Annotated in this window: 13 protein-coding genes and 1 tRNA gene; 4 read left to right on the forward strand and 10 right to left on the reverse strand. The window is 43.7% G+C overall.

Going from position 1 to position 15990, the window contains the following annotated elements; all coding sequences use genetic code 11:
• Nucleotides 1-5 precede the first annotated feature (5 nt).
• Nucleotides 6-2201 (reverse strand): glucan 1,4-alpha-glucosidase, encoded by a 2196-nt coding sequence (locus tag NG798_RS21545; protein WP_261225765.1) that lies wholly within the window; start codon nt 2199-2201, stop codon nt 6-8.
• A gap of 50 nt (nt 2202-2251) precedes the next feature.
• On the reverse strand, nt 2252-3427 hold the full coding sequence (gene gcvT / locus NG798_RS21550; RefSeq protein ID WP_261225766.1) for a glycine cleavage system aminomethyltransferase GcvT: 1176 nt from the start codon (nt 3425-3427) through the stop codon (nt 2252-2254).
• Between the two features lie 344 nt (nt 3428-3771).
• Here gcvT and NG798_RS21555 point away from each other — a divergent pair, with 344 nt between their 5' ends.
• Nucleotides 3772-4095 (forward strand): hypothetical protein, encoded by a 324-nt coding sequence (locus NG798_RS21555; protein ID WP_261225767.1) that lies wholly within the window; start codon nt 3772-3774, stop codon nt 4093-4095.
• A 183-nt stretch (nt 4096-4278) separates the two neighbouring features.
• Here NG798_RS21555 and NG798_RS21560 read toward each other — a convergent pair.
• From NG798_RS21560 to NG798_RS21585, 6 genes are all read right to left on the reverse strand, one after another.
• Nucleotides 4279-4351, reverse strand: a tRNA-Ala gene (locus tag NG798_RS21560).
• A 130-nt stretch (nt 4352-4481) separates the two neighbouring features.
• The gene (locus NG798_RS21565; RefSeq protein WP_317619621.1) at nt 4482-4769 is read right to left on the reverse strand and encodes a hypothetical protein; all 288 of its coding nucleotides are present in this window, start codon (nt 4767-4769) and stop codon (nt 4482-4484) included.
• Between the two features lie 253 nt (nt 4770-5022).
• Nucleotides 5023-5793 carry an imidazole glycerol phosphate synthase subunit HisF gene (gene hisF / locus NG798_RS21570; protein ID WP_261225768.1) on the reverse strand — a complete coding sequence of 257 codons (771 nt, stop codon included), beginning with the start codon at nt 5791-5793 and terminating at the stop codon, nt 5023-5025.
• 347 nt (nt 5794-6140) lie between these two features.
• Nucleotides 6141-6590: a response regulator gene (locus NG798_RS21575; protein ID WP_261225769.1), complete on the reverse strand. Its 450-nt coding sequence runs from the start codon at nt 6588-6590 to the stop codon at nt 6141-6143.
• Nucleotides 6591-6622: 32 nt separating this feature from the next.
• On the reverse strand, nt 6623-7825 hold the full coding sequence (locus NG798_RS21580) for an ATP-binding protein (RefSeq protein ID WP_261225770.1): 1203 nt from the start codon (nt 7823-7825) through the stop codon (nt 6623-6625).
• A 297-nt stretch (nt 7826-8122) separates the two neighbouring features.
• Nucleotides 8123-9331 (reverse strand): Coenzyme F420 hydrogenase/dehydrogenase, beta subunit C-terminal domain, encoded by a 1209-nt coding sequence (locus NG798_RS21585; protein ID WP_261225771.1) that lies wholly within the window; start codon nt 9329-9331, stop codon nt 8123-8125.
• 83 nt (nt 9332-9414) lie between these two features.
• Between NG798_RS21585 and NG798_RS21590 the strand changes: the two genes are divergently transcribed.
• From NG798_RS21590 to NG798_RS21600, 3 genes are all read left to right on the forward strand, one after another.
• The gene (locus NG798_RS21590; protein WP_261225772.1) at nt 9415-9585 is read left to right on the forward strand and encodes a hypothetical protein; all 171 of its coding nucleotides are present in this window, start codon (nt 9415-9417) and stop codon (nt 9583-9585) included.
• A gap of 115 nt (nt 9586-9700) precedes the next feature.
• On the forward strand, nt 9701-10090 hold the full coding sequence (locus tag NG798_RS21595; RefSeq protein WP_261225773.1) for a PspA/IM30 family protein: 390 nt from the start codon (nt 9701-9703) through the stop codon (nt 10088-10090).
• A gap of 188 nt (nt 10091-10278) precedes the next feature.
• Nucleotides 10279-11622 (forward strand): 16S rRNA (cytosine(967)-C(5))-methyltransferase, encoded by a 1344-nt coding sequence (locus NG798_RS21600; RefSeq protein WP_261225774.1) that lies wholly within the window; start codon nt 10279-10281, stop codon nt 11620-11622.
• Here the strand turns inward: NG798_RS21600 and uca are convergent.
• Entirely contained in the window at nt 11619-15227 is a 3609-nt protein-coding gene (gene uca, locus NG798_RS21605; protein WP_261225775.1) for an urea carboxylase, read from the reverse strand. The two genes, NG798_RS21600 and uca, sit on opposite strands and share 4 nt — an antisense overlap.
• A 71-nt stretch (nt 15228-15298) precedes the next feature.
• Nucleotides 15299-15937, reverse strand: coding sequence for an urea amidolyase associated protein UAAP2 (locus NG798_RS21610; protein WP_261225776.1), 639 nt, complete (start codon nt 15935-15937; stop codon nt 15299-15301).
• Nucleotides 15938-15990: the final 53 nt, after the last annotated feature.

Genomic DNA, 15990 nt, shown 5'->3' on the forward strand with positions numbered 1-15990 from the left:
CCTATTTATCTGCGTTTATCTGCGTTCATCTGCGGTTCAAAAATCCCCCCATACCGCTCAAAAACAACCACCGGCATATCACTAACCCTCCCCAAATAATTCGACGCAAAAAGCGTAATATACTCCCCCATAGACCAATTTAAAGGAGTCATAGATTTAGTAGGAGTTCCTGGCACAAAACCGGCCGGTGAATTCAAATCCCCAACTTGCTCAGGAATCATCAAAGACTCATTCGCAAAACCCCGCATTGTCGCCAAATAACTATCAGCCTTTCCCCCCCTAGCCACCTCAAAATGACCCCTTTCCCCAGTAAAAATAGGCCATAATCTCCCCACACCAGCCCCCGTATAATCATCCCCATTTTCTCTTTCCCCATAACCATCATGGTTATAACGAAACCACCCCTCTCCTTTCCCAGGAATCGTTTGTTTAATAGTAGAATCCACTACCTCCAAAGACGCTAAAATAGCCGGATTATCCCAACGTTTAACCCCATGCCGCACCAACTCCAAAAAACTCATATCCACAATCAAACGCTCATCATAAAAACCGCCACCATTTTTAATAAGTAAAACCTCCCCATCATTCGGGTTCCCATTTCCATCAATGCGCTCAAAATATCTGCCATTCCCCAGACTACCCGAAGTCGTAAAAGTCCAATCTTCCACCTTTGATTGCCAAAAATCAGCCGTTTTTAAATAACGTTCTTGACTTTCAAAATCCCCATTAGTTTTAGCAATATCCGCCGCACAAACCAAACCGGCAATTTCCGCCGCAATAGTAGCCGGAGAATAACCGCCATTTTCTTCCCAACGTTCTTGACTCGTAACCGGCCCATATTTGATAATATAATCGGCTGCCGGTTGGATATTTTTACGATAAGTCTCAGCATCATTTCGCCCTAATTTCCAAGCCAAAATAATCGGAAAAGCCGTTTCATCCATCTGCACCCCATTCCAATAAGGAGTACCATCAACCCAGGCATTTTGCGTAAAATGTCCGTCGTTTTGTTGACCTTTTTTCAACAACCAATCTAAAGCAAAATTTGCCGTCTCTTTATCCCCAGCCACCATTAAAGCACTAGCAAATTTATATAAATCTCGCGGCCAAATTAAATGATATCCTCCCGAATTTGTCACCCCCAAAGCAGTACAAATTCCCCCATTAGAATTGCCCCAAGGATTACCCAAACCTGCTACCATTGCCCCAGAATCTTTATCCTGAGAAGCTTTTAATGTCATCGCCGCCACATAATATTGCTCGTCCGCCGTGCCACCAAAATTATTAAGCCGATTTGTATAATTTTCCCATTCTTGATTATAGGTTGTCAAAACTTTTTTTAAATCTTCTTTTAAAGTTTTGCTGGCATTTTTTTCAGCCTCTTTTGCACTCTCCCCAAGCCCCAAAACCAAGTTAAATGTTATCGATTTCTGTTTGGCATAAGCACTCAAATCTAACATCGCCATTTGAGCAATATTGCCATTACTTGCTTTCTCAAACGTCCAATCCATTTTAAAATCAGACGTAGCTTTTAAATCTTGCCAGCCATCGCTTTTTGCCACAAAACCAGATGACTTTTTTGTAAAAGGCAGAGAACTTGTTAAAGCGGAAGTATGAGCAGTTTTTTCATTGGTAGCAAAGAGGAAGTTTTGGCGATGGTAGCCGGTGGTATTGCGGCCTTGATTAGAAATCGCTGGATGATATAAAGTGTAGAGGTTAAAATCGCCTACAGTTCCGCGCAAAGCAGTAAAAGTAACTTGCTGAATAAGAGTGTTACGGTTGGGATCTGTAAAGATAGTTTTGTGAATTTTATATTGTTGATTTTTGGCAGTATTGCTAATTTCCCAAGCCAGAGAATGAGGGTTATTTAAAAGCACTTCACTGGTGGTATCTTGTTTTTCTTCATCTACCCAAGTTTTGGCAGTATCGCCGATTAAAAATTGCCAATCAACGGTGGCGGGAGTATCAACGGCGGGGTAAAAAATTTGAGTTAAAATGCCAGAAGTGCCGGTGAACCACACTTTAGAATTGCGATTTTCAGCAGTTCCTAAAAACGTTAAGGTAGAAGGCGACCAATTTGGACAATTTCCGGGTGATCCAAACGCTTGCGGGGTGTTGAAAGCGTGAGTAAATGTGATGTTGCCAACGACCACAACCAAAATTAATAAAATCGCAATAAAACTACCATAAAATTTCTTCATTTTTTTAAGCTTATTTAGGGTGGGCATAGCCCACCATTGGCAATCTTTAATTACTTAGACAACCGGCTCGTTGAACGATAAAACGGCTTTTTAACAACCACCGCCGGATAACTTTTTCCCCGAATTTCTATCTGCAATTCCTGCCCAACTGTTGACAACTCACTCGCCACCAAAGCCAAAGCAATTGGATAGCCTAAAAACGGTGCCGGTGCCCCACTCGTCACCACTCCTACTTGCTTACCTTCATATAGCACCGGATACCCGTGTCGGGCAATATTCCGCCCCTGCATTTGCAAACCAACCAGCCTTTTTTTCACCCCTTCTTGCTTTTGTTTTTCCAACACCGGCCTGCCAATAAAATCCCCCTTACTTTCCAAATGCACCACCCAATTTAACCCCGCTTCCAAAGGCGTTGTATGGGCATCAATATCTTGCCCATAAAGCCCCATTGCTGCTTCTAAACGCAGGGTATCTCTCGCACCCAAACCACAAGGAATTACCCCTGCTTCAATCAAAAATTCCCATAATTTTATCCCTATTTCTGGGTCTACCATTACCTCAAATCCATCCTCGCCGGTGTAGCCGGTTCTTGCCAGAAACCCGACACCCCCCAACACCTCACTTTCCAAATGTCCAAACGCCTTTACCACACTCAAATCAGCCTTAACAAACGGCTGTATATATTCCACCGCTTTCGGCCCCTGAATGGCAATTAAAACCTTATCTTTCGAGACATCTTGCATCAAAACCGGCTCTGGATTTTCGCCATTTACTGCTTCTAAATGCGTCAAAATCCAGGCTTTATCCTGTGATTTAGTCGCCGCATTAACAATCATTACTCCCGCATGAATCCCACCATCATCACAGCCTTGATAATAAAAAATAATGTCGTCTAAAATCCCCCCTTGTCCATTTAATAAAACTGTATATTGTGCCTGACCGGCCTGCAACCGGCTTAAATCTGATGGCACCAATTCTTGCAATTTTTCAATCAAATTTTTACCGCGAAAGAGAAATTTTCCCATGTGAGAAATATCAAAAATCCCCGCATTGGTTCTGACTGCTTGGTGTTCTTGATTAATACCGGCAAACTGTACCGGCATGGAGTAGCCCGAAAAATCTGTCATCCGAGGTTTGAGTTTTTGGATCGTCTCATACAACGGAGTCTGCAAAAGTGCCGGGGCGGTTGGCAAATTCTGGGTTTCGCTTGCTTCTATGTTAGCCACAAATAATTTTTCTATTTACTAAAATCTGTTTCTATTTTAAGTGACAACTGCCAAAAGAAAGAAAATCTTAAGTTTTCCATCTCCCCAATTATGCTTTTTTGAGTATTATTACTTATGCCTTGTTTTTAGTAAAGATTGTTATCAATTGCTTTGTGTTCACTCTCGTTTCTGCTAGTATTTATTAATGAAAGGCTGCATTACATTACAGTTGGTGTACTGTCTCACCCAACTATTACCAGCCTCGGCAAATCGTAGGGGAAGAGCAATTTAACCGGCTTCTCAAAACTCCCCCAACCCTTAAACCAAACTTATTAAAACCCTTTGATTGCAAAAACTAAAAAACCATGAATATAAATCATTACTGTGACGAGTGGATTCAAGAATGGTGCGAAGAAAACGGCTGGACTGACTGGTTTAGAGAACGTTACAGCAATTATTGGGCTTTTCCCCCCGGCGCCGTCATGCCCGAACCGATCCCTACAAAAACCCTGCGCTGGATTAAAGCTCGAAAAGGCTTGAGTCGCCATGAAAAATTCTGGTCAGCCTCCGCCTTTGTTGCCACCGCTGCCGGTGCTGTTTTAAGTTATCTCCTTCACTCTCCTATGCCCCTCGTCTTTGCTTTTGCTTTTGATGCGGTTGCTGTAGCCTTGCTAGAAGAAGATGAATAAAATGCCGGCAAATTTATGGTTCATTGTTGAGGGCCGGTGAGCGGTGAACCATTTAAAACATCATTGCTGATCCTGATTGATTATTAAATGCCGTTTCACCCAGCTTAGAAAAACGCCAAAACCAAGCAAAATCAAGTTTAATTTGAAATTGAATCCTGAATATAAAATTCAAAATTGTTATAGTGGAGCTAAGCGGATTCGAACCGCTGACCCCCTCAATGCCATTGAGGTGCTCTACCAACTGAGCTATAACCCCTTGCGGTGTGCTTAATCATATTGTCACAACTTCCTCAAAGATGTCAAGCGTTTTTGCAAATTTTTTTTGTAATTTCTTGAAATACTGATCCTGGTTAGTTTTGGAGCAGTTACAGCGCCGGTTGAATTGTTTAAGGATGGGTTGTCGGCACCTCGGTAAAAAACGGCGCATCCGTCTGGTAAACCCAGCTAAGATATTCCACCTCAGCCGAATCTTGAAGATAGGATTGCTGAGTCAGTTCGGTAACATAACCCACATAACCCCCCATCAAAAAATAAACCGCTACCATAGCCGCCGCCGCAGATGCCACCAGAGTACCGGCCAGCATCAAGGCAAACTCCCGATGTTGCACGGCTTCCTGCATCAGGTGCAGCGACCAAGCCACCAAACCAATAACAATAACAAGTATTATGAACATCTCTTTACATAATTTAACTATTGTTATCTTGACATATCGTAGGGGTTGTATCAACACTCTTGGGTAATGAAAACCCTTAAGCGTTTGTTAAGAAATTATTACAAAGGGCAAGCGGACGGGGGGATATTGTGTGGTTTTCCCTATGGCTATTGCCCCTGAGCAGCCTACTATGGGGCAACCCCAGGGGAATTGGCCCGACAACATCATCCCCCAGATGTGTAAGGCCAAATAATCAGCTTGTGGGCCGCTGTTTTTAGGCGCGCCGCACCGGCATTTTTTGCTCGCTCAAATAATCCTTAATTTCTCCCACCGTCAACTGACCGTAGTGCAGCAAAGAAGCCAGCAGAGCCGCCTCAGCCTTTCCCTCACTCAACGCCTCATAAATATGATGACAATTGCCGGCCCCCCCAGAAGCAATCACCGGCACCTCCACAGCCTGAGCAATTGCACGAGTTAGCTCAAGGTCATAACCGGCCTGAGTTCCATCAGCATCCATACTCGTCACCAGCAACTCGCCTGCACCCCGCTTTACCACCTCAGAAGCCCAAGCCAGCGCATCAATGCCCGTGTTTTCTCGACCCCCGCGCACATAAACATCCCACCCCGGATTAGTTGGGTCTGTCCGCCGGCGAGCATCAATCGCCACCACAATGCACTGATTGCCGAAACGTTCGCTGGCCCGGTTAATAAAATCTGGTTCCCGCACCGCCGCCGAATTGATACTTACCTTATCGGCACCGGCTCTTAACAATTTTTTAATTGTTTCTAAGTTTTGAATACCGCCACCCACCGTCAGCGGAATAAACACCTGCTCTGCTGTCCGGTAAACCACATCAAAAATAATATCGCGGTCTTCGTGAGTGGCCGTAATATCCAAAAAAACCAACTCATCGGCGCCGGCCTTATTATAAACCTGCGCCAACTCCACCGGATCGCCGGCATCGCGCAGATTAACAAAATTTACCCCCTTCACAACCCGACCGGCCTTGACATCCAAACAAGGCAAAATTCTTTTCGCCAGCATAAATTTTTACCAACACCTGAAACAACATAAAGCGCTTGCGTGCCAAAGATTTTACTACATGGTGACCACTTAAATATTTTGAAAAAGACATTTTATAAATTAACTCATTTTGTTGTGATCATCACTCCAGAAAAGCTGAGCCAAAGGCAGGATAACGGCCAATTAAATCGCTCAATTTCCGCTCCAAATTAGGGAAAATAACCGTTTCAAAATCAACAAAAATAACTGCCTTATCCTGAGACGCAGGGCTTGAATTTTCACACTTAATTGTGGGCAAAAAAAAGAAAGATTAAAAGAGGCTGGCTTGAAAAGCAATCGGCGGGAGTTAGCACCCTTGGGGATAAAATTTAATGGTGATATGGCTGGTGTCCATCCCCGCTTCCCAATGGGGGTAGTTCGACGACATTAAACCAGTATTTGCTGAGGGTGAGCATAACATCCACTAAGGCATCAAAAGTCATGGGTTTGGTAATGAATGAGCTTGCGCCTCCGTCGTAGGCTTGTTTTATGTCTACTTGGGCGTTGGATGTGGTGAGAACAACGACTGGAATTCGCCGTAAGCTTGGGTCTGCTTTTATTTCGCCAAGAGCTTGTCTGCCATCTTTTTTTGGCATATTAAGGTCGAGTAAAATAATCGTCGGTCGCGGAGCATTTTCGGGGTTGGCGAATGCGCCCCTTTGGTAAAGATAATCGAGGAGTTCTTCGCCATCTTTTACGCAGTAAAGCACAGCGGGTAATTTGATTTCTTCCAAGGCTTCGCTGGCAAGTAGCTGATCATCTGGATCGTCATCTGCCATGAGGATGATAATTTTTTTTTTGTTGGAGAAGTTCACGTTAGTTGTCCTTTTTTGGTTTGGTTGATGGGTAAGGTAATGATGAAGGTAGAGCCTTCTGTGGGTGAGCTTTTGGCGGTGATGGTGCCGTTGTGACGCTCTGCAATTTTACGACAAATGGCGAGTCCTATGCCGGTGCCGGTGTATTCACTGCGTGCGTGTAAGCGTTGGAAGGGGATAAAGATTTTTTCGAGGTATTTTTCATCAAATCCTATGCCGTTATCTTGGACGAAGATTTGCCAATATTCCTCGATTTCTGAAAAATTGCCGTCTGGGTTTTTGTAGGGGTGGCTATAAATTTTGATGTGGGGCTTTCCTCCGGGTGGGGTAAATTTTAAGGCGTTGTCAATAAGGTTTTGCAACAGTTGACGCATTTGGGTAGGATCGGCTTCTAGGGTTGGCAATTCTCCGATTTCTAGCTTGGCATTTAACTGTTCAATTCTGACTTCGAGATCGCCTTTGACTTCTGAGATAATTGTAGCGAGGTTAACGGTTTTCATGCCGCTGGTTGGGGTGTTGATTCTCGATAGAGTCAGCAAGTCATTGATGAGAATTTGCATTCGTTTGGCGGCGTTTTGCATTCGCTCTAAATAGTCGCCGGCTTGTTCGTTTAAGGTTGTGTCGCATTTTGTTTTGAGCCGGTCGCCAAAGGTGAGAATTTTTCTGAGGGGTTCTTGTAAGTCGTGGGAGGCAACGTAGGCAAATTCTTCGAGTTGCCGGTTGCTGGTTTCGAGTTGCTCCATGTAGGCTTTTAAGGCTTCTTCTATTTTTTGTCTTTCTAATATTTCTTTTTCTAATTCTCGGTTGATGGCTTCTAATTTTGCTGGGCTTGGAAGGGCGAGGGCTTGTGGGATAATCGGGATGAGTTCTAAGGCTGTGTAGAGGGAAACAATGGCGGTTATAGCTTTGATAATTCCTGAGAGCCAGTAATCAGGATTCCATAATGTCCATACTTCCATAAAGTGGGTAGTGCCGCAGGCAATGATAAAGGCTCCAAATAACCAAAATACTTTGGGAAAGGGTAGGTCTTCTCTTTGTCTGACAAAGCAAATGAGGATGACGGGTATGGAATAATAGGCGAGGGCAATTAGAGAGTCAGACGCAACATGAAGCCCCACTAAGCCGGTTTTCCACAGGTAACAGTGTCCGTGTGGCATGAATGGTGTTGCTCCTAGCAGTTGATGTGACAATTCGACCATGATTTTTTATTGAAATTTTGGGGTTGATTTGGATGAGGTTGATTTTTATTTGCTATTGTGTTATGGCCTTAACTAAGGGCAGCCGGTATTAAAAGTTTTTGGTTTTTATGGATTTAATTTTTGCTGTATCTCCGTCGGCTGTGAATATTTTACAAAATTTGGGCCTTAAAAACAAGTTTTAATAATTTTTGTTAATAAAAGCCATAAGGGATTATGAGGAAAGACAATCTTGATATTTTTTGCATAAAGAAAGTAAAGGGTGCGTATCAAATTGGATGATAAGCACCCAATCAGTGTTTAAGCTTTGGGTAATTTATATTGACTGACGATTTTTTTGGCGTAGTCGGGAACGTGATTTTCTAGTTTTTCTGGGTGGTTGCGTTTGACATAAAGATAGTTGCGGGTGAAGTGAGAATCAATGGAAAATCGGGCGTATTCTAACCCTTTGGGGCCGATTTTTTCGATAACAACTCCCATCATTTTTGCTGCCCACATGGGGAGGGTGACGGCTTTATCGTAGGCAGGAATGCTTTGTTGAACGGCGGCTTTTCGGTCGCCAGAGGAGGTGACTGGTTGGGTGTCAATTTGATTTTTTACGAGGTCTAACATTTCTTGGCCGGTGTCGTTGCGAACGACGATCCATTGCCAGCCAAAGGGCGCTCCCATATAGCCTACGACTAAATCGGCAAGGGAGTTGACGTAATCAAAACAACTCATGCAGGAGGGGGCAAATACGTCTTTGAGTTCTTTGGTGTTTAGTCCAAAGAAGGGGACTTTTTCGATAGAGCCGTCTTCGTGTTTAAAGTGTACTTGGAAATCCTGCATGAATTCGTAATAAACGACGGTTGAGGGGGATTTGCTGGTGGTGTCTAGGAATTTTTGCAAACCGGCTCGACTGACGTTATCGACACAGGGTGTGCCTAAAACGTAGAGTTTTTCTAAACCTAGTTTTTTCTCGACGGCGCGTAAGGCTTGAATTTGGCAGCCAACGCCGATGACAAGAAGGCGTTTAAGGCCGGATTTTTCGATTTCTTCTAATACGGAAAGGTTGGGGGATAGGGTGGGTTTATTGACTTTTGCGGCGAGCACTTCGGCGGGGGTGCGGGCGATGACCGGCATGGGTTGAAAGCGGTCTTCTTTGGTGTTTTGGACGCAGACGACGCCTTCAACTATGCCTTGTGTGAGCATTTCGCAGGCGATGCTGCTGACGATGCCTGTCCATTGTGCGCCCTCGATGGGTTGTTTTTTGCGGGCGGCCATCATGTCTTGATGAACGCCAAAATAGAGGTCGTTGGGGTTGTCTAGGTTGCGGCTTTGTCCGTGTATTTGTTCTTCGAGTTCGCTTATTTGTTGGTTGATGAAGGCGCAGGCTTCCTTGACATAATGCACATAATATGTGTCACAAAGGCCGCATTCGCTGCATAGTTCTTTGGCGGGGCGGATGCTTCCTGGTTTGAGGGCTTTGGCTTTTTTGTGTTTGTCGGGTTTGGGTGCTAGTGAGGTCATTGAAAGTTGTTCTTTTATATTGGTCTTGTCTCAACAATACCGCTTCAGGCTGAATTTTACGATTGATATTCACAGAGAAGAGGATGGCCGGTTTTTGGCTGTTGGTGATTGGGATGTCTGGAGTTTTGGCTTATGGGGAAACTCAGGATGATGCGATCTCTAGGGTTCAGGCTTTGGCGTTGCGGGTGGTGGCGGATATTTTGGAATATGGCGAACTTAACCGGCCTCTTTTTTGTTTCCCCGTCAATTTTTGATAGGAAAAACTTGCCTAAAAAAAATACATTGATGTGCAGAAAAATCAAGGGTAAATTTTCCGTAAAATTTTGGGGAAGGATAGGATTTTTTAAGTAATTTCAACAGTGTACCGGCATGACTGTTAGTATAGACTGCGTTTGTTTGTTACGCAACTTAATATCCCTCCGCACAACGATGACAGCACAAAATTTTTTAACGGCCACCCAGGTTCAGGGTATGGCATTGATTGAGGATTCTGTCAATGCTAAAAACCAAGTTCAAAAGGAAGAATTAGCGATAGCAATTGCCACCCAAAATCATTTAGAAGAGGAGTATGATAAGGCGGAAGATGAGGTTTATACTTGGGTGCAGGTGGCATTTTTAGCTCAGAAAGAAGGACGGGATGATTTGTTGTTGGAGGCTTTGCGGCTGAAACAAATTCATCAAAAAAAGGCGAGTTCTTTAAAAGTGCAATTGGATGAGATTCGCTGTAAGATTAATAGCTTCCGGTTGGAATTTGCTTAGAATTTGTTGAGACTTGCGTTCGCACGTTGCTACTGGGGTGCCGGTGGTGGACGTGCGTTTTTTGTGATATTTTAAATCCACAAGCACCTCTGCCCAATTCTTCCCTTATAGGGAAGGGAATAAAAGGTTATATTTTCGGGTAGAGGTTCCTATTGTTAAAAAAAATATCGTTTAGGTTGGTTTTTAACGTGACTAATAATCCTCGTCAAGTTGCTTTTTTTGCTCTGAGAGATGTTTACCGGCAGAATGCTTTTGCTGAGGCTGCACTTGATAAATGGCTGCAAAAATCATCTTTAAGTATTCAAGATAAACGGTTAGCAACTGAGTTAATTTATGGCTGTGTGAGAAGGCAGCGAACTCTTGATGCAATTATTGATCAATTGGCGAAAAAGAAGGCTGAACAGCAGCCGGTTGATATTCGGATTATTTTACATCTTGGTTTATATCAAATTCGCTTTCTTAATCATATTCCTGAGTCGGCGGCTGTTGATACAACGGTGGAGTTAACTAAACAAAATTCTTTAGCGGGTTTGGCGGGTTTTGTTAATGGCTTTTTGCGGCAATATATCCGGCTGGGTAAAGAAAAGGATGCGCTAGAATTGCCGGCTGATACTGTGAAGCGTTTGGGGATTTTATATAGTTATCCTGATTGGATTGTTGAAAATTGGATTAACCGGCTGGGAGTGGAAGAAACGGAAAAGTTATGTAAATGGTTTAATCAATCTCCGACAATTGATCTGCGAGTTAATGTTTTGAAAACGTCGATTGAAGAAGTAGAAAATGCGTTGATGGGTGCGGGGGTAGCTGTTAGTCGAGTGCGGCATTTACCGGAGGCTTTGAGGTTAACTGGGGGTGCCGGTGCTATTGAAAATTTACCGGGGTATAAAGAGGGGTGGTGGAGTGTGCAAGATAGTAGCGCGCAATTGGTGGGTTATTTGCTAGATCCGCAACCGAATCAGGTGATTATTGATGCTTGTGCGGCGCCGGGGGGTAAGACGACTCATATTGCGGAATTGATGGCGGATACGGGCAAAATTTGGGCTTGTGATAAGGTAAGTTCTCGACTTAAAAAGGTGCAAGAAAATGCAGACCGGCTTGAGTTAAAATCGATAGAAGTTTTAACCGGCGATAGTCGCAATTTTCCGCAGTTTAAAAATGCAGCAAATAGGGTATTACTTGATGCACCTTGTTCGGGTTTGGGGACTTTACACCGACGTGCAGAAGCTCGCTGGCGACAATCTCCAGAAAATATTATGGAATTGGCAAATCTTCAAAAAGAATTGCTGGCGGAGGCGGCGGAATGGGTGAAAGTTGGGGGTGTGATTGTGTATGCTACTTGTACGGTTCATCCTGCGGAAAATGAGGATGTGATTGAGGATTTTTTAGGGAAAAATCCCAATTGGGAAATAGAAAAACCCTCACTCAATTCGCCGGTTAGGGGTTTTATGAGTGAGGAAGGTTGGGTTAAAGTTTGGCCCCATCTTTATCAAATGGATGGGTTTTTTATGGTGCGTTTAAAACGCCAAAGTTAGGAAGGTTTTACGGCTAATAATATTTGGCCGGCGGTTAGGGTTTGCCCTTGGGTACAATATACTTCTATTACGGTGCCGGCGCTATCCGCAGTGACGGCTATTTCCATTTTCATTGCTTCCAAAATTACTAAACGATCTCCTTCAGAAATAATGTCTCCTGGTTTAACTAAAACTTGCCAAACATTGGCGGAAAGATGCGCCACTACTGCTTCACAATCAGCCGGCAAGTTAATTTCTGCTTCTGTGGTTTCTGCTTCTGGTTCTTCTACTTGGCGGGTAAATTCACCGGCTTTTTCCCAGCGTTCTCTTTCGCTGTTAAATGCGGCTTGTTGTTTGGCTTTGAAAGTGGCAATTTCTGAGGAAATTGAATTTAGAAACTCGTTATATTTTCTGAGGCTAAAGGTTTGTTCTTCTATTTTGAGTTTGTGTTTGCCTTGGAGGAAATCTTCTCGATAGCGTAATAATTCTTCGGAGGAAACTGGATAAAAGCGAATTTGGTCAAAAAATCGCAATAACCAGGGCTTTCCTGCTTCAAAATCTGCGGTTTCTTTATGGCAATTCCAAACTTGCAAAGTGCGGCCCACAAATTGATAACCACCGGGCCCTTCCATGCCATAAATGCACATATAAGCGCCACCAATTCCGACAGCATTTTCGGGTGTCCAAGTGCGCGCAGGGTTGTATTTTGTGGTAACTAAACGTTGACGCGGATCGATGGGTGTTGCCACCGGTGCCCCTAAATAAACATCACCTAATCCCAGGACTAAATAACTAGCATTAAAGACAATTTCTTTGACTTGTTCAATGCTATCTAGTCCATTTATGCGGCGAATAAATTCAATATTGCTGGGACACCAAGGGGCATCATTCCGCACAGATTGCATATATTTTTCAATAGCTAATCGTGTTGATTGATCGTCCCAGGCTAGGGGTAAATGGACAATGCGCGTCGGCACTTCCATGTCTTCAATGGCGGCTAGTTGTTTTTCGGCGTTAATTAAGCTATCAAGTAGGTCTTTAAGATGCAATCTTCGGCTGTCATAATGTATTTGTAGTGACCGAATTCCGGGCGTTAAATCAATGATTCCGGAGACGTGGTTGTTTTTTAACCATTCCATTAATCCATGCACTCGGAAACGCAAATTTAAATCAAGAATCAGGGGGCCATATTCTACTAAGAGATATTTATCTCCTGCGGGCCGGTAGGTGACGGCGATTTGGTTTTCTGATTGGGGGATTTGATGAAGAATGGGGCTATGATTTGGGGCAAGGGAAGTGGAAACCGGCTTTTGATTTGAGGGACATTTTAGGGTTTTGATTCGTTCATCTTGGGCTAATTCTTGTTCTAATGCTTGCTCAAAGTTGAGGCGATAAAATTTAACGGTGTCGCCTGGTTTGAGTTGTCCAATTTTCCATAATTCGGCTTGAATAATAGTAGCAGGACAGACAAAACCGCCTAAACTCGGCCCGTCTGGGCCTAAAATAATTGGCATATCGCCGGTGAAATCAATGGTGCCAATAGCATAGGCGTTGTCGTGAATGTTGGAGGGATGTAAGCCGGCTTCGCCACCATCTGAACGTGCCCATTTTGGTTTGGGCCCGATTAAACGTATGCCGGTTCGTGCTGAGTTGTGATGCACTGTCCAGCGGGTTGAAAAAAATATTTGGATGTCTTCTTCTGTGAAGAAATCAGGCGCACCATGCGGGCCGTAAATAACTCCTATTTCCCATTCGTTTGTATATTGGGGTATTAATTCTGGGGGTAAGGAAACGGGGGAATTTGTTGTTTGATTTTGGGATTTGTTGAGGTGTAAAACGTCGCCGGTTCTGAGGGTTCTGCCTGCGTGTCCGCCAAATTTTCCAAGGGTAAATGTGGCTTTGCTGCCGAGATATTCGGGTACGTCAAAGCCGTTTTTTACTGCTAAATAAGTTCGGTAGCCATGTCCTTGAATGCTTTTGAGTTTTAGGGTGCTATTGGCCGGCACTGAAACTACTGTCCAAAAGGGTACGGGTTGCCCGTTTAAGGTGGCTTTCATGGGTGCCCCTGTTAAACAAATTTCTGTGCTGGTATTGAAGCGTAAAACCGGCCCCATTACGGTACATTCTAAGCCGGCAGCGTCTTCAGAATTGCCTAGAATACTGTTAGCTAATCGGAATGCTAAATGATCTATTGGCCCGGAGGGAGGTACGCCAATATCCCAATATCCAATACGTCCGGGGTAATCTTGAATTGCGGTAAAAGTTCCGCCTTCTAAGACATCAATGGTTTGGGGTTTATACTCAAAGTTATTTAATAACTTCGTGCTAAGTTTGGCTTCGATAAAGTTAGAATCATCTAAAACTTGCCGCAAATAATCTAAATTTGTTTCGATTCCTGCTATTTGGGTTTCGTCTAATGCGGTTTTGAGTTTTTCCAGGGCTGCTTGTCTATTTTCGGCATAAACAATGATTTTTGCCAACAATGGATCGTAGTAGGGGGTGACTTCGGTGCCGGCTTCTATCCAACTGTCACAGCGGATATTTTCGGGGTATTTTACTGCACTTAATAAGCCGCTACTGGGTTGAAAGTTTTTGTGAGCATCTTCGGCATAAATTCGGACTTGAATTGAATGCCCTTGTGATTGATTTTGATAGTTTTCTAAGGATAATTCTCCGGCTGCTTGTTTGAGCATCCATTCCACTAAATCAAGGCCGGTGACACATTCTGTAACGCCGTGTTCTACTTGTAAACGGGTGTTGACTTCGAGGAAATAAAACTGTTGATTTTCGACGTCAAAAATAAATTCTACGGTGCCGGCGGATTGATAATTTACGGCTTTGCCAAGACGCACAGCAGCATCATATAATTCTTGTTTAAGAGTTTGGCTGATTTCGGGGGCCGGTGTTTCTTCAATAACTTTTTGATTGCGGCGTTGAGTTGAGCAATCTCTTTCTCCCAAAGCGATAACATTGCCTTTTCCATCGCCAAAAATTTGCACTTCTATATGTCTGGCCGTTTGAATATATTTTTCTAAAAATAAGCCACTTTCTTTAAAGTTTGTTTGACTGAGGCGTTGTACTTTGGCAAAGGAATCTGTTAGTTGTTGTTCCTTTAAACATACTTGCATTCCAATTCCACCCCCGCCGGCGGTGCTTTTTAGCATGACGGGATAACCAATTTTATTGGCTTCTTTTTGGGCTTCTTCGAGGGTTTCTAAAAGTTGGGTACCTGGTAATAACGGGACGTGATTTTGTGCTGCTAAGGCACGGGCGGTGTGCTTTAATCCAAATTGTCTGATTTGTTCGGGAGTAGGGCCAATAAATGCGATGTTTTCTTTGGCACAAGCTTCTGCAAATTCTACGTTTTCGCTTAAAAATCCATAGCCAGGGTGAATTGCACCGGCCCCAGTTTGTTTTGCAACTTCTAATATTTTTTGATATTGTAGATAGCTTTCTGCCACCGCAGCTGCACCAATTCTAACAGCTTCGGTTGCAGCAGCAACGTGCTTTGCATGAACATCTGCATCCGAATAAATGGCAACTGAAGCTATTCCTAAACGGTCGAGAGTGCGAATAATTCGACAGGCAATTTCGCCGCGATTGGCAATTAAAACTTTGTTGAACATGAGTTATTTTTTTATTAATTTATTATGCGAATTTATGCCCACCGGCAATCAATGGTGGGCATAGCAACAACCTACGCATCCCAAATAATTAACTGTATTGGTGTGGGATTGTAAGCATTACAAGGGTTGTTAACTTGCGGGCAGTTGGAGATAACAACTAGGGTATTCATTTCTGCTCGTAAATCAATTGTGCTGCCAGGATCGGAGATGCCATCAACAATTTCTAAACGTCCGTCTGCACTCACCGGCACATTCATAAAAAAGTTAACGTTGCTAACTAAATCGCGCTTTGTCATTTCATAGGTTGCGATAGCTTCGAGATAGTTTTCTACGCAGGCGTGGAGGTGTTTTTTATGCAGTCCGTAGCGTACAGAATTACTTTCTCGACTACAGGCGCCGCCGCAGGTGTCGTGACGTCCGACAGAATCATTTAAAACTGTCATCATCACTTGACCTTCGTTAGAGATAAGTTGGGTGCCGGTGGTGATGAAAATGTTGCCTTGACGCACCATTGTATCGGGGGCGCTGTAACGTTCTGAGGTGTCGTCTGCGTTGTAAAAAAGAACGTCTACGGCTTGATTTCCTCCGAGGTCAACGATACGGAGAATTTGACCTTTTTTGACAACGTGGGCCCAGGGTTTTGTGGCCGCTAAAACTTCGTTGTAAATCGCGTTTTGGGGGTCGAGTTGAGTTGGAAATGTGGCTACCATTTTTGATTTTCTCCTAGTTTTGAGTGGGGCAGGCATCTTGCCTGCCATTGACC

It is taken from the genome of Ancylothrix sp. D3o (assembly GCF_025370775.1).
In the GTDB taxonomy this organism is placed as follows: Bacteria; Cyanobacteriota; Cyanobacteriia; order Cyanobacteriales; family Oscillatoriaceae; genus Ancylothrix.

Bases quoted from the DNA above. Each gene is read 5' to 3' on its own strand.
- NG798_RS21590 (WP_261225772.1), top strand. From the start codon at position 9,415: ATGGCCGGTTTTTGGCTGTTGGTGATTGGGATGTCTGGAGTTTTGGCT.
- NG798_RS21610 (WP_261225776.1), bottom strand. From the start codon at position 15,937: ATGGTAGCCACATTTCCAACTCAACTCGACCCCCAAAACGCGATTTAC.
- NG798_RS21585 (WP_261225771.1), bottom strand. From the start codon at position 9,331: ATGACCTCACTAGCACCCAAACCCGACAAACACAAAAAAGCCAAAGCC.
- uca (WP_261225775.1), bottom strand. From the start codon at position 15,227: ATGTTCAACAAAGTTTTAATTGCCAATCGCGGCGAAATTGCCTGTCGA.
- NG798_RS21555 (WP_261225767.1), top strand. From the start codon at position 3,772: ATGAATATAAATCATTACTGTGACGAGTGGATTCAAGAATGGTGCGAA.
- NG798_RS21575 (WP_261225769.1), bottom strand. From the start codon at position 6,590: ATGGCAGATGACGATCCAGATGATCAGCTACTTGCCAGCGAAGCCTTG.
- NG798_RS21580 (WP_261225770.1), bottom strand. From the start codon at position 7,825: ATGGTCGAATTGTCACATCAACTGCTAGGAGCAACACCATTCATGCCA.
- NG798_RS21595 (WP_261225773.1), top strand. From the start codon at position 9,701: ATGACTGTTAGTATAGACTGCGTTTGTTTGTTACGCAACTTAATATCC.
- hisF (WP_261225768.1), bottom strand. From the start codon at position 5,793: ATGCTGGCGAAAAGAATTTTGCCTTGTTTGGATGTCAAGGCCGGTCGG.
- NG798_RS21545 (WP_261225765.1), bottom strand. From the start codon at position 2,201: ATGAAGAAATTTTATGGTAGTTTTATTGCGATTTTATTAATTTTGGTT.
- NG798_RS21565 (WP_317619621.1), bottom strand. From the start codon at position 4,769: ATGTTCATAATACTTGTTATTGTTATTGGTTTGGTGGCTTGGTCGCTG.